13 protein-coding genes are annotated in these 22805 nt (G+C 60.0%); 10 read left to right on the plus strand and 3 right to left on the minus strand.

All coding sequences use genetic code 11. The annotated features are described in order from the left end of the window. Positions 1-24 precede the first annotated feature (24 nt). From M9Q49_RS25580 to M9Q49_RS25625, 10 genes are all read left to right on the plus strand, one after another. The gene (locus M9Q49_RS25580; protein WP_254512131.1) at positions 25-2289 is read left to right on the plus strand and encodes a xanthine dehydrogenase family protein molybdopterin-binding subunit; all 2265 of its coding nucleotides are present in this window, start codon (positions 25-27) and stop codon (positions 2287-2289) included. Positions 2290-2295: 6 nt separating this feature from the next. Then, a complete protein-coding gene (locus M9Q49_RS25585; protein ID WP_254512132.1) occupies positions 2296-2559 on the plus strand; it encodes a MoaD/ThiS family protein in 264 nt (87 codons plus the stop codon). Positions 2560-2763: 204 nt separating this feature from the next. Then, positions 2764-5889 carry a DUF2309 domain-containing protein gene (locus tag M9Q49_RS25590; RefSeq protein ID WP_254512133.1) on the plus strand — a complete coding sequence of 1042 codons (3126 nt, stop codon included), beginning with the start codon at positions 2764-2766 and terminating at the stop codon, positions 5887-5889. 6 nt (positions 5890-5895) lie between these two features. Continuing rightward, entirely contained in the window at positions 5896-7347 is a 1452-nt protein-coding gene (locus tag M9Q49_RS25595; protein ID WP_254512134.1) for a proton-conducting transporter transmembrane domain-containing protein, read from the plus strand. Further along, entirely contained in the window at positions 7344-8825 is a 1482-nt protein-coding gene (locus tag M9Q49_RS25600) for a proton-conducting transporter transmembrane domain-containing protein (protein ID WP_254512135.1), read from the plus strand. The genes M9Q49_RS25595 and M9Q49_RS25600 overlap by 4 nt, the downstream gene beginning before the upstream one ends. Positions 8826-9038: 213 nt before the next feature. Continuing rightward, positions 9039-10346 (plus strand): homoserine dehydrogenase, encoded by a 1308-nt coding sequence (locus M9Q49_RS25605; protein WP_254512136.1) that lies wholly within the window; start codon positions 9039-9041, stop codon positions 10344-10346. Between the two features lie 119 nt (positions 10347-10465). Continuing rightward, positions 10466-11674: a cofactor-independent phosphoglycerate mutase gene (locus M9Q49_RS25610; protein ID WP_254512137.1), complete on the plus strand. Its 1209-nt coding sequence runs from the start codon at positions 10466-10468 to the stop codon at positions 11672-11674. A 104-nt stretch (positions 11675-11778) separates the two neighbouring features. Continuing rightward, positions 11779-13557 carry an aspartate kinase gene (locus M9Q49_RS25615; RefSeq protein WP_254512138.1) on the plus strand — a complete coding sequence of 593 codons (1779 nt, stop codon included), beginning with the start codon at positions 11779-11781 and terminating at the stop codon, positions 13555-13557. Positions 13558-13729: 172 nt separating this feature from the next. Then, positions 13730-14608 carry a DUF1559 family PulG-like putative transporter gene (locus M9Q49_RS25620; protein ID WP_254512139.1) on the plus strand — a complete coding sequence of 293 codons (879 nt, stop codon included), beginning with the start codon at positions 13730-13732 and terminating at the stop codon, positions 14606-14608. Between the two features lie 14 nt (positions 14609-14622). Continuing rightward, on the plus strand, positions 14623-15027 hold the full coding sequence (locus M9Q49_RS25625) for a hypothetical protein (RefSeq protein WP_254512140.1): 405 nt from the start codon (positions 14623-14625) through the stop codon (positions 15025-15027). 84 nt (positions 15028-15111) lie between these two features. Here M9Q49_RS25625 and rpsR read toward each other — a convergent pair whose 3' ends face one another. From rpsR to M9Q49_RS25640, 3 genes are all read right to left on the minus strand, one after another. Continuing rightward, the gene (gene rpsR, locus M9Q49_RS36305) at positions 15112-15441 is read right to left on the minus strand and encodes a 30S ribosomal protein S18 (RefSeq protein ID WP_449224121.1); all 330 of its coding nucleotides are present in this window, start codon (positions 15439-15441) and stop codon (positions 15112-15114) included. A gap of 344 nt (positions 15442-15785) precedes the next feature. Further along, on the minus strand, positions 15786-16481 hold the full coding sequence (locus M9Q49_RS25635) for a transglutaminase-like domain-containing protein (RefSeq protein WP_254512141.1): 696 nt from the start codon (positions 16479-16481) through the stop codon (positions 15786-15788). Between the two features lie 1943 nt (positions 16482-18424). Next, the gene (locus M9Q49_RS25640; RefSeq protein WP_254512142.1) at positions 18425-22645 is read right to left on the minus strand and encodes a hypothetical protein; all 4221 of its coding nucleotides are present in this window, start codon (positions 22643-22645) and stop codon (positions 18425-18427) included. Positions 22646-22805: the final 160 nt, after the last annotated feature.

Raw genomic sequence — 22805 nt, forward strand, 5'->3', positions numbered from 1 at the left:
CGGTGGAAATAAAGGATTGAATCGATGCAAGATCTCTACCTCGGCAAGACGAACTACAAAGTGATCGGTCAACGCCCCGTGCGACACGACGGCGCGGACAAGGTCACCGGCAAGGCGATCTACACGGCCGACTTGCACCTGCCGAATATGGCCCAGGCGCGGATGGTGCGCAGCCCGCACGCGCATGCCAAGATCGTGCGCATCGATACTTCCGCAGCCGAAAAGATGCCGGGCGTACTCGCAGTCATTACCGGCAAGGACTTTCCTGATCTGAAGGAAAAAGTCGCCCTCATGGGCGAAGCCGGCGCGGTGAATCTGCAGCACCTCTCGGCTAATTGCCTCGCGCATGACAAGGTTCTGTACAAGGGACACGCCGTCGCTGCCGTAGCGGCAAAGACCATTCATGAAGCGGCCGAAGCAGCGAAGAAAATCGTCGTCGAGTACGAACCGCTGCCGAGCGTCACCTGGGTGCTCGATGCGATGAAGCCCGACGCGCCGCTGCTGCACGAAAACAATCGCACCGACGAAATGGGGCAGAAAGGTGATAAGCCCAGCAATGTGACCGTGCATATGGCGTTTGAGCAGGGCAACATCGCCGAAGGGTTCCAGCAGAGCGACATCGTCATCGAGCGCGAGTTCAAAACGGCGAGCGTCCATCAAGGTTACATCGAACCGCACGCCGCCGTCGCCATGTGGAATGAAGACGGCCGACTGAAGATCTGGACTTCGACGCAGGGCTCGTTTGTTTGTCGTCAACAAACGGCAGAACTGCTGCAGATTCCGGTCTCGCGCGTCCTCGTCGTGCCGTGCGAAATCGGCGGCGGCTTTGGTGGTAAGATCACCGTTTATCTCGAACCGGTTGCAGCCCTGCTCAGCAAGAAGTGCGGCCGGCCGGTGAAGATGACGATGCAACGCAACGAAGTCTTCGAAGGGACCGGCCCGACGCCAGGCTCCTACGTGCGCGTCAAGCTTGGCGCGAAAAAAGACGGCACGCTCGTCGCCGGCGAGGCTTGGCTGGCCTACGATTGCGGCGCTTATCCGGGCGGCATGATCGGGCCCGGCTCGATGTGCGTCTTCAGTTGCTACAACATTCCGAACGCTCGCGTCGACGGCTACGACGTCCTCAACAACAAGCCGAAGACGCAGGCCTATCGCGCGCCGGGGAGCACGCAGGCGGCATTCGCGACCGAGCAAGTCATCGATGAACTCGCGCTGCAACTGAAGATGGATCCGATCGACATTCGTTTGAAGAACGCTGCCAAGGAAGGAACTCGCCGAGTCGATGGTCCCGTCTATCCGCGGATCGGATTCATCGAAACGCTCGAAGCCGCCCGGAACAGCGATCATTGGAAATCGCCGCTCCCCGGCAAGGATTGTGGCCGTGGTCTCGCGAGTGGTTTTTGGTTCAACATCGGCGGCGCATCGAGCTGTGCCGCGAGCGTGATGGAAGACGGCAGCGTTTCGCTCATCGAAGGCTCGACCGATATCGGCGGTTCGCGCACGAGCATCGCGATGCAACTCGCCGAATCGCTGGGGATCACGGCGGAGGATGTTCGTCCTCAAGTGGGCGATACCGATAGCGTTGGTTACACATTTCTCACGGGCGGCAGCCGCGTGACGTTCGCGACCGGCCTGGCTGCGTACAAGCTGGGGCTTGATCTACAGGCTCAGATGCAAGACCGCGCTGCCCGGCTGTGGAAGTGCAAGCCAGAAGACGTGAAGGTCGATGGCGGCGTGTATTCGCACAACGGTGACAGCGCGACGTTCAAAGAACTCGCAGTGAAGATCTCGCAATCGGCGCTCGAGCCAGTCGTTGGCAAGAGCAGCGTATCGCCCGAAGGTTCGACTAACGGTTTTGGTACGCACATCGCCGACGTGCATGTCGATCCGGAAACGGGCAAGGTTACCGTGCTCCGTTACACAGCGGTGCAAGACGCCGGCAAAGCGATTCACCCGAGCTATGTCGAGGGCCAGATGCAAGGCGGCGCGGTGCAAGGGATCGGCTGGGCGCTGAACGAAGAATACTTCTTCGACAACAAAGATCAGATGCGCAACGCGAGCTTTCTCGATTACCGCATGCCGACGTGCCTCGATGTGCCGATGATCGAAACGATCATTGTCGAAGTGCCGAATCCGGGACATCCGTATGGTGTGCGCGGCGTGGGTGAAACGCCGATCGTGCCGCCGCCGGCGACGGTCGCGAATGCCGTGCAGCGTGCGACCGGTGTGCGGTTCACCGAGTTGCCGATGTCGCCGCCGAAGGTTTGGAAGAAATTGAGCGAGAAATAGTTCTCGATGGCAACCATCTTCATTCCAGCGCAGTTGCGAAGTTTGACCAGCGGTTCAAACACCGTTGTCTTGCCCGCTGCGAATGTCGGTGAGGCGATCGAACTCCTAGAGCAGAGTTATCCCGGCATCCGCGCGCGGTTGTGTCAGGGAAATGATCTGTTGCCTGGATTTCAGTTGTCGATCGATCATCGCTTTACCCGGCAGGGATTATCGGCCGAGCTCGCGCCTGACAGCGAAGTTCATTTCTTGCCCGTGATTGGCGGCGGGTAATGCCGAACTAAGAGAGTCGCCACCGATTCATTTCTGTACGAATCGTTAGCTTTGCACCCACACTTTGGAGGTGCGAGCAACCCGCAAGGCATTCGGTGTGGGCTGCTTAGGAATTCTGTAGTAGTTGTAATGTGAATGCTGGTATACCCACTTTCGATCTGATTGTAGAAGTGATACACGCTTCGATAATCAGCGAGACCTGCGGTGTCCGTCAAGATGCATTTGCCCCCGGCTACGAGCCAATCTCTCCCGCCCGAAACGCCCGCCGAACACTTGGAACAGATTCGCCAGCAGATCACTGCCATCGGTGATTTATTGCCGCCGCAGGGACCTATCTCGGCGTTTGTGTTTCTCAACGCATTGCAAGCCCTCGAGGATCTGTCGTTTGAACAAGGGCTGAAAGAAGGGGCCCGGCTGTTTCGTTGCCAGCCGTATCTGAATGAAGAACGCTACCGCGAACGGCTGACGCCGGGACGGATTCGCACGATCGATTTGCAGCAAGCGTTGCTCGACGATTTGAACGGCCGCGCGAGTGAAGTGGTCTTCGGCAAGACGACGCGTTACGACTTGCGACTGGCCATGCTCAAGTATCCGCTGCGCACTGGCACCGCGGAAGAGTTGCGGTGGTATATCGACGAGACCGACGCGCTGGAAAAGATGCGTCCCGAAACGCCGACCAGTTATCGCGAGCAGTTCTTGCGCGATAGTAAACACTGGATCATGCGCGACGCGCGAACGGCTGGTGTGGCGGAGAACTATCAACCCGATGTCGGGGACCAGCGGACTCAGCAACTGCTCGCCGATCTGCTGGCTCGGTATGGCACAGCGAACATGGAGAGCTGGACGCCGGCGACTTGGGAAACGGTGTCGCTGAGCGTGCTGTGGCGAGTTTGCGAAGCGGGCGTGCGCGGTTTGCCGGCGCCGCAAGCTACCGATCTACCGCCACTACGGCATCGCGATATTCTGCTCGCGGCCACCGGTGAGGATAGCGACATTCTGGTGCACGAAGTTCTCATTCGCTTTTGTGCGTCATTCGCCGATCAAGGCTTTGCCGAATGGCTGCTGCCCGAACGGGGCGAAGGGTTCTTCCGGTCGTTTTGTCGGCTGTATGGTCAGAGCGGCGGCCCGCCCAATCAATGGCTCGCCGGCTTACCGAAAGAATTGCAGCGAGCACTGGCCATCGAGCAATCGCCGCTCGAGTCGATTCGCGAATCGCTGCAGTTGCTCGGTGTGTCGGATAAGCATCAGAAGGATTTTCTCACAGCCGATATTCTCGCGCTGCAGGGCTGGGCGGGGTTGCTGTGGAACATGGAAGTCCGCGGCGATCGCGTCGCGATGCCTTCGCCGCCGGGCACGCTCATCGAGTTCGTCGCCGTCCGGCTGATTCTGGTTCGTTTGGCGCTGGCCTCTATCGCGCAGCAAAAACTGGGTTATCGCGGACCGCTGGCCGATTTGTATGACTGTGATTTCGTGAAGGAGTTGCAACGGCCGAAGTATAGCGCTGAGCAGCGGGCTTTTTATCCGTTTCAGCTCGCGCAGGTGTTGGGATGGAACACGCAAGAGCTGAGCAGCCTGGCGCGGAGCGAGTGGGATCAACTGATTCGCGAGATCGAATCGTTTCACAGCTTTGATCGGCGGCGAATTTTTCACCAGGCCTTTGAACGCCAATATCGAGTGCAGGCGCTCGATGCCTTTTCGGCCCATGCTCATCAAGCCGCGCGGCGAGTCGAGAAGCCTAGGTTTCAAATCACTTGCTGCATCGACGCTCGCGAGGAATCATTTCGTCGGCATCTCGAAGAAGTTGCGCCCGATGTAGAGACCTTCGGCGCACCGGGCTTCTTCGGGGTCGCCATGTATTACCGCGGCCAGGCCGATGCCAACTATGCAGCTCTCTGCCCGATCGTGGTGCGGCCGAAGCATTGGGTCATCGAAGAAGTGGTGCTGCCGTTTCAAGAAACGAGCGATCGCAAAGCCAAGACGCGGAAGACCATCGGCGTGGCTTCACTGCGGATGCACCGGGGCAGTCGCAATCTGGCCAGCGGCGCGCTCCTTACTGCCAGTCTCGGCGTGCTGGCTTCGATTCCGCTGGTGGCCCGCGTCCTCTTTCCGCGCTGGACCGCGCAGTTCAGCAAGAAGGCAAGCGACTTTGTCGCGCCGCCGACCGTGACTCGCTTGCGACTCGAACGGCAAACGGAATTGCCCGGCATGGACGACGAATCGCTCGGCTTTTCGCTGACCGAAATGGCGAACATGGGCGAGAAGATGCTCCGCGACATCGGCTTGACCGAGAACCTCGCTCGGCTGGTGATCTTCCTCGGGCATGGCTCGTTTTGCCTCAATAATCCGCACAAATCGGCCTATGACTGCGGCGCTTGCAGCGGCAGTCCCGGTGGACCAAACGCGCGAGCCCTGGCGACGTTTTTGAACGACCCGCGCGTTCGCGAAATCATCGCCAGTCGCGGCTTGCAGATTCCCAAGGACACGTGGTTCCTCGGCGGCTTGCACAACACGGCGCTCGATACCGTGACGTTTTCAAATCTCGATTTGCTGCCGAATTCGCATCGCCGCGACTTCGAATCGATGCAAAAGACACTGGCCGAAGCGATGCAGCGGAATGCCCACGAACGTTGTCGGCGGTTCTTTTCGGCGCCGCTCGACATCACGCCCGCCGGTGCTCGCCAACATGCGGAAGAGCGAAGCGAGGACCTGGCTCAGACGCGGCCTGAGTTCGGCAATGCGTCGAATGCGATGTGCTATGTCGGCCGTCGGAGTCGCGTTCGCAATTTGTTCATGGACCGCCGCTGCTTCATGCATTCGTACGACATTACTGCGGACGATGCGAACAGCACGATCCTCGGCCGGATCTTGGCGCCGGTGGTGCCGGTCTGCCAGGGGATCAACCTGATGTACTACTTCTCCGCCGTCGATCCGGTGGGCTGGGGATGCGGCACGAAGCTGCCGCACAATGTGGTTTCACTGCTCGGTGTGATGGATGGTTACGCCAGCGACTTGCGAACCGGCTTGCCGGTGCAGGGAGTGGAAATTCATGAGCCGATGCGGCTGCTGTTTATTATCGAAACCACGCCGGAGCGAATCTTGGCGATCATGGAGCGCGACAAGCTCGTCGGCCGCATCTTGAAGAACGGCTGGGCGCAACTCGCCGTGCTCGATCCCGACAGCAATCAATTGCAGATCTATCAAAATGGCCAATTCGAGCCGTATGTACCGGAAGTGACCGGCTTGCCACACGCCACGTCGAGCGTCGATTGGTATCGCGGCTGGCGCGAGCATCTGGCCTTTGCCTCGATTCAACCGCAAGAAACGACGTAAGCATCGATGCCCACCGAAGAACAAATATTCCGCGCGCTCGGGCTGATCGTCGTTGCCGCGCCGCTGTTGCTGACGATCATCATGGGGCTGCTGACCTTGGCCAGCACACCGCTGGGCGAAAGGGCGTCGAGTCGTCTCTGCCAACTCAGCACCGTGATCGGCTTGCTGGCTTCGCTCGGCATTCTGGGTTGCATGCTGGCCTGGGGACCGCGCAACGTCACCGTCAATCTGGGCGAATGGGTTGCCGTGCACGAGTTTCATTTCTCCGTGAAGTTTATTTTCGACCGACTGTCGGTGCCGTTTGCGATCTTGATTTTTGTGCTCTGCGGCGTGATCGGCGGCTTTGCGACGCGCTACATGCATCGCGAACCGGGTTACAACCGCTTCTTTGTGTTGTTCTCGGTGTTCATGCTCGGCATGATCATCACTTCGCTGGCTGGCACGATCGAAACGTTGTTCACGGGCTGGGAACTGGTCGGTGTTTCCTCCGCGCTGCTGGTGGCATTCTTTCATGAACGAGCCGCGCCGGTGCGGAATGGTCTGCGAGTGTGGATCGTTTATCGCGTTTCCGATGCCGCGTTGTTGACTGCCTCGGTTGTCATGCATCATTTGCACGGCCATGGCGACTTTCAGGAATTTCTCGGCGTGGGTAATGGTGTGAGTTGGCCGGCGGGGCAAGTCATTGGGCTCGATGCGCAAAGCACGTTGCTCGTCGGTTTGTTGCTGTTGATCGCCGCGGCGGGCAAGAGTGCACTCGTGCCGTTCTCGGGTTGGTTGCCGCGGGCGATGGAAGGACCGACGCCTTCGAGCGCCGTTTTTTACGGCGCGCTCTCGGTGCATCTTGGCGCATATCTGCTGCTGCGTATCAGTCCGCTGCTGGACGATTCACTCGCGCTTTCGCTGGCCGTGATGACCATCGGTCTGGTCACGGCTGGCTTTGCGTCGTTTGCGGGTCGCGTGCAGACCGACATCAAATCGGCGCTCTCGTTTGCCTCGTTGACGCAGGTTGGTTTGATCGTGGCCGAGATCGGCGTCGGCTACTTTTGGGAACCGCTGCGCTACGTCGCGCTCGTTCACATCCTGGGTCATGCCTGCTTTCGCACGCTGCAGTTTATTCGCGCTCCTTCGTTGCTGTACGACTATGGAACGCTGGAAAATGCGATCGGCAGCCGCTTGCCGGCCGCGGGGCGCGGCGCATGGTTGCCCTCAGCGACACGCACTTGGCTGTATCGATTGGCGCTCGAAAAAGGTTATCTCGACGCCTGGCTGGGAATGCTATTTGTCGACCCCATCCTGGGTTTGCTACGGCTCTGCGACGCGCTGGAGCGCCGCTGGTCAGGTCTGTTTGAAGGTGACCCGGAGCAGCCTGCGCCGGTCGCTCGTCCCTCGTCGACGATTGTCGCCGAAGCGCCTCCTGCCAAGACGCTCGCCGGCCAATTGCTGGAGAAGTCGCGATGAGCGAACTCCATCTTCCCTGGCTGGAACTGTGCGTTCTGTTGCCGCTGATCGGCTCGCTAGTGGCGTTTCGCTACCGCGAACCTTCCGAAGCTCACACCGTGGGCGTCGGTTTTTCGTTAGCCACGTTTTTCTTGGCGACGGGCGCCTGGTTCGATTTTATCTACATGCGCGCCAGTGTTGCCGAGGACAAGTTCCACATCATGACGCGACTGCTGGGTCGCGAGTTTTTTCAACTCGATGAAATCAGCGCACCGCTACTGCCGCTCGGTGCCTTGCTGTTTGCCCTGGTGATCATCGCGACGGTGCGCTCCAAGGCTCGGCGGTTTTCGTTCTTCTGGACGTTGCTGTCGGAAGCGATCGTGCTGGCGACGTTCTCTTGCAAAGAGCCGTGGCTGATCATTTCGCTCCTCACGCTGGCCACGCTGCCGCCGTTTTTCGAAATGCGTGCCCGCGGGCGAGCTACTGGCATGTATGTCTTTTACATGGCGATCTTTATCGTCTTCATGATTCTCGGCTGGGGAATTGTGATGATCGAAGAACGATCGACGAAGCATGTACACACGCTGTATGCGATCCTTCCGCTCCTCGCCGCCGTGCTGATTCGCAGCGGTGTGTTTCCGTTTCACAGCTGGGTGCCGGACTTTTTTGACAAGTCGTCGTTCGGCACGGCGCTGCTGTTTGTCACTCCGCTCACCGGTGTCTATGCAGCCGTGCGACTGGTGTTGCCGGTCGCGCCCGATTGGGTGATGCGCAGCCTGGGGCTGATGTCGCTCTTCACCGCGGTCTATGCCGGCGGCATGACGCTGGTGCAAACCGAAGGACGGCGACTCTTCAGCTTTTTGTTTATGAGTCACGCTGCCGTCATCCTTGTCGGGTTGGAAATGGCGACCGTGCAAGGCTTGACGGGTGCGCTCTGCACTTGGATCTCGGTGAGCTTGTCGCTTACCGGTTTTGGTCTCGCGATGCGCGCTGTCGAAGCCCGCCGCGGCCGGTTGCAGCTGACATCGTATCAAGGGCTGTATGAGCAGATGCCGCTCCTCGCGGTTTGCTTCTTACTGACGGGCATTGCCGGCGTGGGCTTTCCCGGCACGATGGGTTACGTCGGCTCGGAGCTGCTCATCGACGGCGCCGTAGCGACCTATCCGCTGGTCGGGATCGCCGTGGTCATTGCGTCGGCCCTCTGCGGCATCGCGGTGTTGCATGTTTACTTTCTGCTCTTCACCGGCGCTCGGCACATTTCCAGCATTTCGCTCCGCATGGGACGGCGGGAGAAAGTGGCCCTGCTCACGCTCGTGGTGATTCTGTTTGCCGGCGGCATCGTACCGCAGTTAAACATTGCCTCGCGACATCACGCTGCCGAGGAACTGCTGAATCACCGCGGCATCGATATCGTCAACGCCCGCCCGCCGTGGTTGCAGGACGGCACGGCGGGGCCAGCGCCGATTCGACCGGCACATCGGGCGGCGAAAGGGCGATAGCGAGGCAGTCATCTCGGCTTCGAAATTCCGGCTGTTCTGGCCCAATCGATCGGCCGCAAACTGCTGCCTCCATTCCACTTACTGCGTGCGTGGCTCTTTTCTAGCTATTTCACCCGCGGTTGACGGCTTGCGGGGGGGCTGAATAGCATGGGAAGTTTGTTTTCCGCTGCTATTTCCAATTTTTTCGGCCCATTTTTCGGATTGTCGCCACAGATGCTCGTTACCAAAGTCGGTCTCGTGGGAATGGGGACCGTCGGCGCTGGTGTGGCCCGACTGCTGATCGAACATGGCGACCGCACCGCCCGGCACGCGGGACGCGTCCTGTGGGTCGAAGAGGTCGTCGTCGCCGATCCCAAAAAGGCCCGCGATTTCGCCTTGCCGAAAACCGTGACGCTGTCGGATGATCTGACGCGGATCACGAAGAATCCAGACATCAAAATCGTCGCGCACCTCGTCGGCGGTCTGGAACCGGCGCGGACGATCATGCTTAAGTTGCTCGAGAGCGGCAAGGATGTCGTGACGGCGAACAAAGCCCTTCTCGCCGAGCATGGCCCGGAGATTTTTGACCGGGCCCGCGAACTGGGTCGCGCGATCGCCTTCGATGCTGCGGTCGCCGGCGGCATTCCGATTATCACCAATATCAGCCAGTGCTTCTCGGCTAATCAGATCCTGTCGCTCCGCGGCATTTTGAACGGCACGAGCAATTTCATCGTCTCGCAAATGGATGGCCAAGGTGAGACGTACGCCGAAGCGCTGAAGGAAGCTCAGAAGCGCGGCTACGCCGAAGCCGATCCGACGATGGACGTGAGCGGCGCCGATGCCGCCCAGAAACTGGCGATTCTCGCGCATCTCGCCTTCGGCGCGCAGGTGCATTGGAACGACATTCCGCGCGTCGGCATCGATACGCTCGACGCTGCCGATCTGTACTACGCCCGCGAGCTCGGCTATCGCATCAAGCTGATCGCCGTGGCTCAGCTGCGGGACAGCGGCCTAGAGTTGCATGTCACGCCGAACCTCGTAAAGATCGGCACGCCGCTGGCCGAAGTTCGCAGCGCCTACAACGCCATCAGCGTCGTCGGCGACGCCGTCGGCCCGATCTTTTTCCACGGACTTGGCGCAGGTCAGATGCCGACCGCCTCGGCCGTCGCTGCCGACATGATCGACATGGCCGTCGGCCGCACCCCGATCACGTTCCGCACGCTCGAACTCTGGTCGAACAAAGAAGCCCGCGTGCAACAGTGCGACCACAGCTTGCTGCCGAGTCGCTACTACATCCGCCTGACCGTCGAAGATCGCCCTGGCGTGCTGGCAGAAGTCACTGGCGTGCTTGGCCGGAACCAGATCAGCATTGCTTCCGTAATTCAACATGAACCGAGCGAAGAAGATGGTGGCCAATCGATCGTGCCGCTGGTGATCATGACCGCGCAAGCAACCGAAGGGGCAGCGCGAAAGGCAATGGAAGAGATTGGCAAACTCGCGGCGGTACGGCCGAATGCGGTGCGCATGAGGGTTTTGGACTAATAACGGACCAAATCACTTCGGCTTAGCCCCCGGCTTTAGCCATTCCAGATCGACGGCTAAAGCCAGACAAACTTAGATTCGAATTCACCAGCTAAAGCTGGTGGCGAAATGAAAACAAAATGAAGTACGCGATTGTTATTCCCGACGGCTGTGCTGACGAACCGCAAGAGAGCCTCGGTGGCAAAACGCCAATGCAGGCCGCGCGCACGCCGGCCATGGATCGCATCGCCAAGATGGGTGTCGTCGGCCGCGCCAACAATGTGCCGCCGCATCTCCCCGCTGGTTCCGACGTCGCCAATCTGAGTTTGTTCGGCTACGACCCGAATGTTTATTTCACCGGTCGTGCTCCGCTCGAAGCTGCCGCGCAGGGGATCAAGCTCGGTGCCGACGATTGGGCCATTCGCTGCAATCTAGTTTGCGTGCAAGACAACATCATGAAGTCTTTCACGGCGGGGCACATCTCGTCGGAGGAAGCCAAGCTGTTGCTGGCTGCGGCGCAGAAGGAACTGGGCGCGGACAATCTCGAGTTTGTTCCCGGCGTGAGCTATCGCAATTTGCTGCTGTTTCGCGGCGGCAAAACGAACGCGCCGTTCAGCAAGGACACGCGGGCGACTCCGCCGCATGATCTTACGGATAAAAGCGTCGCGAATGATCTGCCGAGCGGCCCTGGCAGCGAGTTGCTCAACACGCTGATGGGTTTCAGCCTGCCGTTGTTTGCCAATCATCCGGTGAATCAAAAACGAGTCGCTGAAGGGAAGCTGCCAGCCACGAACATTTGGCTGTGGGGTCTCGGCAAGACTCCCAGTCTCACGCCGTTCTTCGATCTGCACGGCAAACGCGGCAAGATGATCACCGCCGTCGATCTGCTCCGCGGCTTGGCTGCGCTGATCGGCTGGGATCGCATCGAAGTCCCCGGCGCGACCGGCTACCTCGATACCGATTACGCGGCGAAAGGCCAGTACGCGATCGATGCTCTCGATAGCACCGATGTGATCTGCGTCCACGTCGAAGCCACCGATGAGGCTTCGCACGAAGGTCGCGTCGACGCCAAGATTGCCGCTCTGGAAGCGATCGACGAAAAGATCGTCGCTCCCCTGCATGCAGCGCTCGAAAAACGAGGCGACTATCGCATTCTCGTCTCGCCCGATCATCCCACGCCTTGTCGCACCAAGACGCACAGCCACGGCTTCGTGCCACTGGCGATTTGCGGCAACGGCGTGCAGGCCGATCAAGCCACTACGTACGACGAAGTTTCCGCGGCTGCATCCTCCCTATCCTTTGAAGAGGGCTGGAAGATGATGTCGCACTTTTTGGGGGCTGGGAACTAGGAACTGGGGGCTGGGGAATCAAAATACTATTCCCTCGCCTCCCGCACCTCGCCTCTCGCCTCCTCCACAATTCACTCTCCATTTCCCACCCAAAGTTTGAAGCCATGTCACTCATCGTTCAAAAGTTCGGCGGCAGTAGCGTCGCCACTCCGGAAAAGATTCTCGCCGCCGCCCGCAAAGCCATTCGCGCCAAGCTCGAAGGCCATCAGGTGGTGATGGTCGTCAGCGCGATGGGCGATACGACTGACGATCTGATTGATCTCGCCAATCGCATTACCGACAAACCGCCGGCCCGCGAAATGGACATGCTCCTCTCGACCGGCGAGCAACAAAGCTGCGCTCTGATGGCCATGGCGATCACGTCGCTCGGTCACAAAGCGGTGAGCCTCACCGGAGCGCAGATCGGCGTGAAGACCGACGCCACGTTCCGCAAAGCCCGCATCAAGAGCATCGAAACTGCCCGGCTGAAGAAAGTGCTCGACGAAGGAAACATCGTCATCGCCGCTGGCTTTCAGGGGATCGACGACGACTTCAATATCACCACCCTCGGCCGCGGCGGCAGCGATACTACCGCCGTTGCACTCGCGGCTGTGCTTCGCGCCGATGCCTGCGAAATTTATACGGATGTCGACGGCATCTATACGACCGACCCGCGCGTCATTCCCGAAGCTCGTCGCGTGAGCCGCATCAGCTACGACGAAATGCTCGAGCTCGCCAGCCTCGGCGCCGGCGTGATGCACAGCCGCAGCATCGAGTTCGGCAAGAAGTTCGACACGCCGATTCACGTTCGCAGCAGCTTCACCGATATCCCTGGCACCATGATTGTCGCTGAGCCCGAACGGCCCGACATGCCGGTGAGCGGCGCTGCGATCACCAAGGATGAAGCTCTCATCACCGTGCAAGCTGTGCCGGACAAGCCGGGCACCAGCCTGGAGATTTTTGCCCGCATCGCGGCTCGCAATATCTCGGTCGACATGATCGTGCAGAACGTGGGCGAGAGCGGCAAAGCCGATCTGTCGTTCACCGTGCCGCGCAACGAACTCGACACCGCCCTCGAAGCCGTTCGTGATGCAGCCAAGCTCGTCGGCGCTGGCACGGTTTCGGCCAACGACAGCGTGGCCAAGGTTTCCGTCGTCGGCCTCGGCATGGCGCGGCAAACGGGCGTGGCCGAAAAGATGTTCCGCGCTCTCGCCGCGGCTGGCATCAACATCGGCATGATCACGACCAGCGAAATCAAGATCTCGGTCCTCGTGCCTCGCGATCAATCGCAAAAAGCCCTCAACGTTGTGCACACGGCGTTCGAGCTCGACAAGCCGCCAGCCAAGCCGATCGAAGCTTGGAAGCCCAAAGCCCACGGCACCGATGCAGCCGCCGTGGTGGCTCGCCTGCAAGGGCTCAACATGGAAGATCTGACGATCGACGATGTTTCGCTCGACGCCAGCCAGGCCCGCGTCACGATCAGCGGCGTGCCCGATTCGCCCGGCATCGCAGCCAAGGTCTTCGAGCAAGTGGCCGGGGCCGGCATCTTTGTCGACATGATCGTGCAGAGCTACCCGACCACCGAATCGCTCGCCACGCTCAGCTTCACCGTGCCGCAGGATCAGCTCGATCACAGCGTGACGGTGGCCAAGAAGATCGCCAGCGATCTCTCTTGCCGCGGCGTGACCAGCAGCCCGAAGATCGCCAAGCTGTCGGTCAGCGGCGTGGGTCTGCGAACGCACACCGGCGTGGCCATCCGCATGTTCCGCGCTCTGTCGGAAGCGGGGATCAACCTCGACCTGATCAATACCAGCGAAGTCCGCGTCAACGTCATCGTCGACGGCAACCAGGGCGAGAAGGGGATGAAGCAACTGCAAGCCGCCTTCGCCGACGTGCTGCGTTAATTCGCGGCACTGCGGGAATCAAGAAACTCAAGGGCTGAAGGCCCGCTCTCCAGAGCAAAGCCTTCAGCCCTTTTTTCGTTTCTCAATTCGATGGCAATGCGGATTTCAGCCGCCTATCTTATAAGCCTGTCGTTGCCGGCGATCTTCTCTCCAGATTGCGAAGGGCGGTTTCATGCGATGGTGCTTACGTCGAGGTTTTACTCTCGTCGAGTTACTCGTGGTGATTGCCATCATCGGCGTCCTCGTCGCGCTTTTGTTGCCAGCTGTGCAGGCGGCGCGTGAAGCAGCACGGCGGATGCGTTGTCAGAACAATCTCAAGCAGCTCGCGCTTGCGGCTCATAATTTTCACGATGTGCGGCTGCACTTTCCGGCGACATACATCTTGAAGACCGGAGGCGCGGGCAACTGGGGCGCGAACGTCCATTTGATGAATTACTACGAGCAGCGGCAGATGTACGACGCGCTCAACCCGGGCGATTTCACCGGCTTCATTCCGCCGGTCAACACGCTCACGCAAACGCCGTTTCCCATGTTGCTCTGCCCGACCGATCCAACGGGCAAGCTTAATACCAATGCCAACAAGTACGCCAAGAGCAACTATCCGCTCAGCTGCCAGATATTCGATTCCAACCGCAACGACGGCCTGTGGGTGCCTGTTAAGCTGAGCACGATCACCGACGGCACTTCCAACACATTCATCTGCGGCGAACGCGATATGAAGAACAACCTCGCCGCGTGTTACATCGGCCGGGTGGAAGGGATCACCGATGCGATGACGTATGGTCGCGGCGATCTGCCGCTCAATACCAAGTACGCCGGCGGCAGCGATGCCAACTGCACGCGGCACGCTTGGACCAGTTTGCATGCCGGCGGCGGTGGGAATTTTGCGATGTGCGACGGCGCGGTGAAGTTCATTTCGGAGAACATCGAGTCGCACAAAGGCTACACGGGGAGCTGTGCTCACGCGCTGACCGAGCCCGCCAATCCGGCCAACTTTCTGTATCAAAATCTCTACCGCATCGACGACGGCAACGTCGCTCAGCTTCCTTAGGATCTAGGACTCACATGCGATTTCTGCGTACGATCCTCTTGTTGAGTGTGTTCGCTGCCGGCGCTGGTTGCTCGAGCAACGTCCGTCAGGCAGTCACTGGCAACGTGACGCTCGCCGGCGAACCGGTGAACGGCGGCAGTATTCTCTTTCTGCCGCTGGCGGAAGGAGGCAGCAAAGGGGCCGAGGACATCGTCGAAGGCAAGTACGCGGTTCCCAGCCAGCGCGGCTTGTTGCCGGGGAAATATCGCGTGGAGATCCGCTGGTCGAAGCCGACCGGCAAGCAGGTTCCCTCGGGGGATCCGGGGATGATGATGGACGAGCGAACCGAAGTCGTCCCGGCGAAGTTCAACAGTGCCTCGACGCTGACGGCCGAGATCACCAGCGACGGCAAAAAGCAGGACTTCCTGCTGACGAAGTAGGCATAAAAAAGCCCTGCAGTGCGCAGGGCTTCCTCTGTTCAATGATCATGCCTTGCCCATCAATGGCAATGGCAGGCAGCAGGTCTACTCGCCGACGTAGGGCAGCAACGCCATGAAGCGGGCCCGCTTGATGGCCATAGCGACCGCATGCTGGCTGAGGGCGGTGCAGCCGGTCTTGCGGCGGCTGACGATCTTGCCGTGGCGGTTGACCATTTTCTTGAGGAGCTCGATGTCCTTGTAATCGACGAACATCGGGCGGGGGCGTTCGCCGTCGACCCAAATTGGATCGCGCTTCTTGATCTTCACGCGGGCCTTCGGACGCTTCTTATTACGCATCCCGGCCTTGCCGCCCGGACCGCCAAAGCGGCCGCCGCCACGTTCACCACCTCGATCACCGCCGCTGTACATCGACATAAATCAAACTCGCCAGCGAAGTTACGCTTCTGCCGGCACACTCTGTGGCGCACCCGGCAATGGATTCTGAAAAATTGGGAATCCGTGATTTTACGGGCTTTGGCCCGGCTTGCAAGGCATGTTTCGCGGTTTTTCAAACTCCCGGCAGGGCAAGGCCGGTAATCTGGGAGGGCGAGGCTCCCGCCGAGCCGTGACCTGCCGCAGCCGCCGCGTTGGCTCGGTTGCCTTTCTGCCGCCCGTGGCCCGCGACGAACTGCTCGGCTGGTTGTTGTCGCTGCCTCCCTGCCGCAAACTCCCACCGAAGTTCGCGGTCGTTTTACGACGTGCTCACAAACCAGCGGTCACTATGCCCCAGCCAATACTTGCTGCAATTCCGTCATCGCGGCATAGTCGAGCTGACGACCTTCGGCGGCAAAGAGCGCTTGCAGGTTGGTGATCAGCCGCGAGATCCAGATCGTGTGCGAAGCCGGTTCGAAATAGCGCTCGTCGTACGTCAGTTTGCGACCGACGACTTGCTCGATCCGGCGAAACGCCTCGGCCGGCGACAGGGCCTGGCCGCTATAGAAGGGATCGATGATCTGCCACCCTTCGTCGGTATGCACGCGGGTCAAAAAGTGCCCCGGCGTGTTCAGCCCTTCGATCTGCAGCCCGACTTGCTCGCCCACGGCTTTGTAGAGGAGCGAGAGGACGATCGGCAGACCAACGCGACTACGAAGTACGACGGGTAGGTAGCTGTTGAGGGCGAAGTGATAGTTGTCGATGTTGCCGACAAACTTCGCATCTTCAAACAGCACGTCGTGCAAGTGAGCGAGGCGGGCGGCAGGTTGCCCGCTTCGGCACTGCGCCAGCACGCGCAATGCTAAGTTTTGAATTTCTCCTTCGACGTGTTCGGGCAATACGTCGTCGAACGCATGCATCGAAACGGCGATCGCGGCCCGTACCAGGCCGGGGGTTGTGTGCAATTCGGGCAGCGCCTCGCTGAAACAGCGATACGCCTCAGGCGCGCAGTGTTGCGCTTCTACTCCTGTCTGGTGAGGCATCGGGTTCTCTCTCTGGCAATGGGAGGTTCGAACGTCGGCCGGTCGGCAGGGATGATCGCTTATGCTGCCCATGCACAGTTGAGAAGCTGCGCGCGGACAAGCGGCTGCTGATGCGAATACCGGAACTATTCACACCGGCAGGTCTTAATGGACCGAGGCGGTTAAAACCGCTAATGAAAATTTCGCACTGCCGAGAGAATTCTTGAAATACCAATCAACTCGCAGCCGTTACTTTTCCCATTGGCGTAAACGCGTCACGAGAGCTTGTACCTGCGGGCGGTTCTTTTCGAAGAACGCTAGTCCGGCGAGGATGGCGATGCCCATTCCAATACCGAACGCCCACCAGGGCCAAACCTGGTCGATCGCGCGCGACGCGTGCCAAACCATGCTGACCATCGCAAGCAAGGTAAAGACTGCGCCTAGGTAGAGAAACGCACGAACTTGTAAAAGTACTCCCGTCAGCGCGCCAAAAAGAGAAAGAAGTGTAAGGATGATTGGCGGCCACAAACTCGTCTCAGCGCGATGCAAGAAGATCTCGAACGTCGAGCTCACATAGATAACGACCAGCGATGCATAACGAATCGCCGATAAGACCTCGCTCTTCAATCGATGGCGATTGATTTGTGCTGCAATCAGCACTGAAACAGCGGGAGGAATCAACCAGAATTGGGGATTCTCCCAGGGACGCCATTCATTTTGATCGAGCAGCGCCCACAGCGCGCCGTTGCCAGCAACCGTTGCGGCGATCGCGGCTGCCCATGATTTGCGCGCGATCGCGAGCACCAGATACATCAGGCCCGCGAGGAATAATAACAGCGTGTAGTCGTAATCATGTTGACTGTGAACCACCCAAAGCCCCAGGATTGGCAGCACTGGCATAAAGGCGCCAGATTTTTGAAATGGTTCTGCCAGCACTGGCAACCGCAATCGCCATAAGAGCTCACCAAGTCCCACACCACTGAAGGCGATGACCATGATGATGTAAGGCCAGTAGGGTTTCAAAACGCCATCGAACCAACCGGGCTGACACAGATAGATATGTGCGAATAACAACCCCGCGACTCCTTGCGCGGCGTACACATACCAGGTGCGATTGATTTGATCGCTGCTTGCGCCCGGCGCGAGGGCCAGCGAAATCAAGCCGACGATAAAGACCACTAGCAATACCGCGACGGCGGCAACTTGCACGGGATCGACTCCCGCGCCGATGCCTGGCTGGAAGAGTGAGACTTCGAGCGCGAGCAGCGAAATCAACGTAGCGATGGCGAGGGCCGACGAAACGTAGCCCGCGCGCTGCGCCGCTCGTAACCAATCTGCTCCTCGGAAAACAAACCGCGGTAACACCAAGCCGTAGCCGAGCGTCGTCACGCCGAGCACCATGAGCAGGCGGAAGGCGCGGGTCATCCAATCGTGCAGTTCCCAACCGGGATTCAAATCGGACCAACCGAGATAAACGCAGCTCAAACCAGCGAGCAGTAGCGCCGTGAATTGGAAAGACTCCCGCCGATTCTTTTGCGCCAGGCACGCCACCGCATAGGCCAGCAGCGCCGGCGCGAACGCGATCGCCACGCGATGTTCACGCAGCGGCAAGTTCCAAAGGCCGAAGAGTTCGAGAACCACAACGCTCAGACCGAGGAACATCGTCCACGACGGCAACCAGCTTTCGATCCGAGTCAGGCCGCCGATCGTATCATCGACGCCCATCCGTTCGCCCCAGCGGGCCAGGTTCGCGCCGAAGCTCCACAAGTGGCCGGCGAGCGCGAGAATTCCCACGGTCGCCAGTGCATGCAAACAGAGCATCGGCAACGGCGACTCGTGCAGCGGTGTGAGTGCGAGCGCACAAGCGATCCAAGCCCACATAAAGAGGACGAAGAAGACGAACTTCGCGCGGCGATCCCAGATCGAAAGCACGATGACTCCGCCAAGCAACAACCACACGCCGATCAGGCAGAACAGGCCGAGATCGTATTCCGGCAGGCCCGAGCGATACCATTCGGAACCAGCAAACAGCAAATGCACCACGCTGGTGAAGGCGAGCAACAAACCAACGAGCACAATGGCCAAGTGGCCAGTGAGTGGCCCGCGCCAACCTGGTGAGAACGTTTGCGATAGTTTTCGCTGCGTCCGAATTTCCAGAAATTGCCACCAACCACCCAATACGGTTCCCGCGGATCGAATTCGTTGCCGCGAATGGCGAGTGCGATGGTGCTGGCGCAAAGGATCGCGCCAATGACGTGATGCGGCGCAAAGCCGCGGCGTTCCAGGCGTTTTTCACTTCTGCTCGATTGCGCCAGCCATGCACAGCTAACGGCAACCACTGCAGCGAGCAGCAGCCAACCGGTTTCGAGAACGTGATACGCAATCCAAACGTTCGGCGTGTTCCCCAACTCTGCCCGCAAGGCAACGAGCGGCACGGCCGCGACCAGTGTGAGCACAATCGCACTGCCGCCGCGCGGCCAAGTCTTCGGCAACAGCGAAACGCCTAGTGAGGCGAGCAGCGGCGCGATGAGCAAACCGAGGGCGATCAAGTTCGACCAAGAGCCCAGATACTGCGACTCCACGGCAAGTAGACTTGGATGGGATACAATCGTCACCGTCGACCAAATCGCAATCGCCAGCAGCAGCCAACTGCTGAGCGTCGTTTGCAGCAGGAAACACTTCTCTCGGCGCAACTGAATCGGCGGCGTGTTCGTCGTTTGCGGCAACATCCAACTAGCGATGACGAGCCAGAACAGCGAATAAATCGCGGCCGCGATTGCATTCCATTGCAGCCACTCTGCAACGGCTGATTCCTGCGGGCCCGTTGGCTTGCCGGTGATGTGCAGAATGAACGCGAGGTTGGCGGCGAGTTGAAACAGTGCGCTGCCGCCGAGAGCAAAGCTGGGCCGGCGCTGACCGATCGCGTGTCCAAGGAAAATCGCCACGCCGATGAGCAATGGCCCGGCGTAGGAAGTTGTCGGACCGAGTCGCGCGAAGAATGTGTCCTGCAAAGGCCCGCCGAGCGCCATGCCTTTGGCATTTTGCACGACAGCAATGATGGTGAGCGCGAGCATCGGCGCCACGCCGAGGAGCAGCGATTGATAGCGGAGCCATTCGCGCTCCTGCGTATCGATCGGGTTCCAGCGCAACCACGGTATCGATTTCAGCGCGCTAGCCAGTGGTTGTCGCGCTACGAACAAGACCATGAGTCCCCCGCCGTAGATCGCCAACCACCAACGTGTCGCCGAAGCCACGGCGATATCGGCTTGCCAGTTGAGCGCGAGCAAAAAGATTCCCGCCCAACCAGCGAACGACAGCCCGATCCATTTCCAACCACTCACGCGATCGGCGAGTGCAGCGACAAACGCACCGCAGACCACTACCAGTCCGAGCACCAACCGCGACAGATGCGCCGGGTCGAGCCAGGCAATGTGTGCGAGCGAAAACTCGTCGCGCCGCAGGTCTTTATTCAAGCTCAGTTCCTGAGCGATCCCTGGCAGCGATTCTGTCACGCACAGGATCGTCAACAACGCGACCGATAGTCCCAGTTGCAGGTGATCGGCTGGCGGATAAGCGGGATGGAGCAAGCGGTGCAGCGTGCTTTCCGCCGGCGCAAATCGACGAACGATGCTCCACACCAATCCGCAGCCGGCGAGCGCGAGAACTTGCGCGTGCAGATGATCGCCGCGCAAAAACCACAACAGATCGCGCTCAGCAGCGGCCGGCACCCAGAACGCCGCGATGGCAAACGCCACGGCAACGGCGAGCATGCCTTGCAGCGCGGCGAGCGCCTCGGGCCAGCGGCGCGCGAGACACACGATGGCCCACACACCGACAGCGAGTGAAGCGTAAAGAGCGTGCACCGCAAAGCGGCCCGGCAGCACCCAGAAAATAAACGGCGTAGCCGCAATAATCGCCAGCGCGGCGCCATAGGTGAGGGGCAATTCGAGTTGCCAGAACTTTTCGGTGCGCTCCCAAGCCGCAAATTCTTCGGCAGGCAGCCACCAGGCTTTGCGACTAAGGACAAGCGACATGATCGCCAGCACCGCGGCAGTGAGAATGGTCGCAACCAGCACCGGCCGTTCTGGCATCAAGTGCGTAACTCTCAAAATGCCCTGCGCCGTGTCGTTCATCCAGAAGAGTTGAATCAGCGCGATCCACAGCAGCGCCATCGCGGCCGAGAGGACATGTTCGTTGACGATGCGGAACGCAATCACAAACAGGGCGATCGCATAAGCGAGGAACAGCGGCCCCGCGATATCGCCATCACCGGTCCACGGTGATGCGAGCGGCGCGAAGCCCGACCAACCGGCGATGAGCAACCCCAGCGTGCCGAGTACACCAGCCGTCGCGATGTAAGCCGTGCCGATGCGGCGATCGCGCTGCGCGTACAGCCAGCCGCCGCAACCGCCGATTGCCGCAGCCAGCGCGGTGAGAAGCAAGCCCGTCTTCCCTTGCAACATGGCTTGCAACCATTGCAGGCTATTCGGCTCCAGATCGCTGACGAGCCGAAGCGCCCAGAAGAACGCCACAACGACACCGATCGAGAGCGAGCCGACGGCGGCTGCGTGGAGGGCGGGAATCTTGGTGCGAATCGCCACGGCGAGCAATAGGCCGCCGGTGAGGATCGAAACATTCAGCATCAATTCCGGCACCGGCCAGGCGACAACCCACAGCGCGATCAGCAGCGAGCCAGCGATCAGCGCGATGGTAGTTCCCACCGTACGAAACGTGGCCAACGAGCGCGTCAATGCGCGGCGATGCACGACAATGCCGAGGGCCAGAATGCTTGTCACAGCGAGGCAAAGGAGCGGCGACAACTGCTTGAACGCGGGCCAATGCGGTTGCACTTTGAAAACGAGGAGCGCAATCGGCGGCAGCAGTGCGAACAAGCTCACGCCGAGAATCAGGAACGTTTGTTCGATGCGTCTGCCCGACATGCGCCGCCAGGCCTGCGCTCGCCAAACCTGGCCGAGCGTGGCAATCAGAAATTTCGTGATCGGCAAAAAGGCGAGGCCGGTCAACATCGTGCGCGGTAGGCCCGGAACAGCGACGCGGTTGATGATGAGTTGGCCAATGCTGCAGCCGAGAATCGCCGCCGACAGTCGCAAGGCGCCTTCGCCCGCCAGTACGCGGCTGCCGCTGTACGTGACCCAGCCGAAGACGCCCAGGCCGACAAGCACCGCGGTGATATACATCGGGTCGTTGAGCGATCGCTGCGCATCTCCCTTGCCGGGCAGCACCACGCCGGCGGTAAAGACGAGCGGCACGAGGAGCAGCGCGATGATGAGAATCGCCCGACTCACCGCGCCGAGATTCCACCGCCGCAGCGTGTACAGCCCCGCGCCGTGCAAAGCTACGGTCAGGAGCATGAACATCAGCGCCGGGAAATAAGGAATGTATTCGAGCGTCGCTTGCAAACTGATGACGAGACCAATCGCACAGCAGACGATGAGCAATCCGCCGAAGACTTCGAACCAGCGGATGTTGCTGTCCTGCATGAAGGCTTGCAGAACATCGGCAAGCGTGCGCGAGGGGGTGATCGGTTGCGGCGGTGGAATCTGCAGTGGCGGTTGAGCTTGCACAGGCTGCGCGACAACTGCCATGACCGGCTGCATGGTGCTGTTTTCGACGATGACCGCATCGATCACATCGTTCGCCGAGGACACAGCCATCACTGGCGATTGCTCAACAACTGGCGGAGTTACTTCCTGCGGTTTCTCGATCTCGCGCAACTGTTCGGCAGCAGCTATCGGTTCGCTCTGCTTCGCATTCACAGCCGGAGCGACCGGCCGACTGACTTCCGGCCAAACTTCCAGCGGCAGACCGGCACCCAAGTGCGAGAGATCGGCTTCGATGATCTTCAACAGCGCAAAGCACTGGTCGTAGGGAATCTGTCCGTTGCGGTGCAAGCGGCTGAGTTGTCGCGCGGTGGCTTGTAGTTCCTGGCGAGAGCGCTGCGCGAGAGCCGTTGGGGGCACATCGCCACAGTGAGTGCAATGGCCGTTCTCCACGCTCAACCAACCGCACTTGAGACAACGCTCGTGCTTTTGCTGTGAGCGCGTGTAATTATCGCCGAGGATGGCCCGGAAAATTGCCTCGCCCACCAGCCACATGCCATGGCCGCAAGCAGCGAGGACGAGCAACACGAAGGCGAGAAGGCACAGGCCACCAGCGAGGTCCATGACAAACTCCGGTGGTCGTTGCGGATGAGGACGAGGCAGCTGGCCTTGGCTGACGCCGCGGCGAGCAAGTGTACCTGGAAATAGGGTGACTTGGCCGGATATTCGTCGCCAGCCGTACAAAATCGCGCTCGGCAGGGCGGTTTTACCCGCTTTTGACATG

The organism is Anatilimnocola floriformis (assembly GCF_024256385.1).
GTDB classification, from domain to species: domain Bacteria; phylum Planctomycetota; class Planctomycetia; order Pirellulales; family Pirellulaceae; genus Anatilimnocola; species Anatilimnocola floriformis.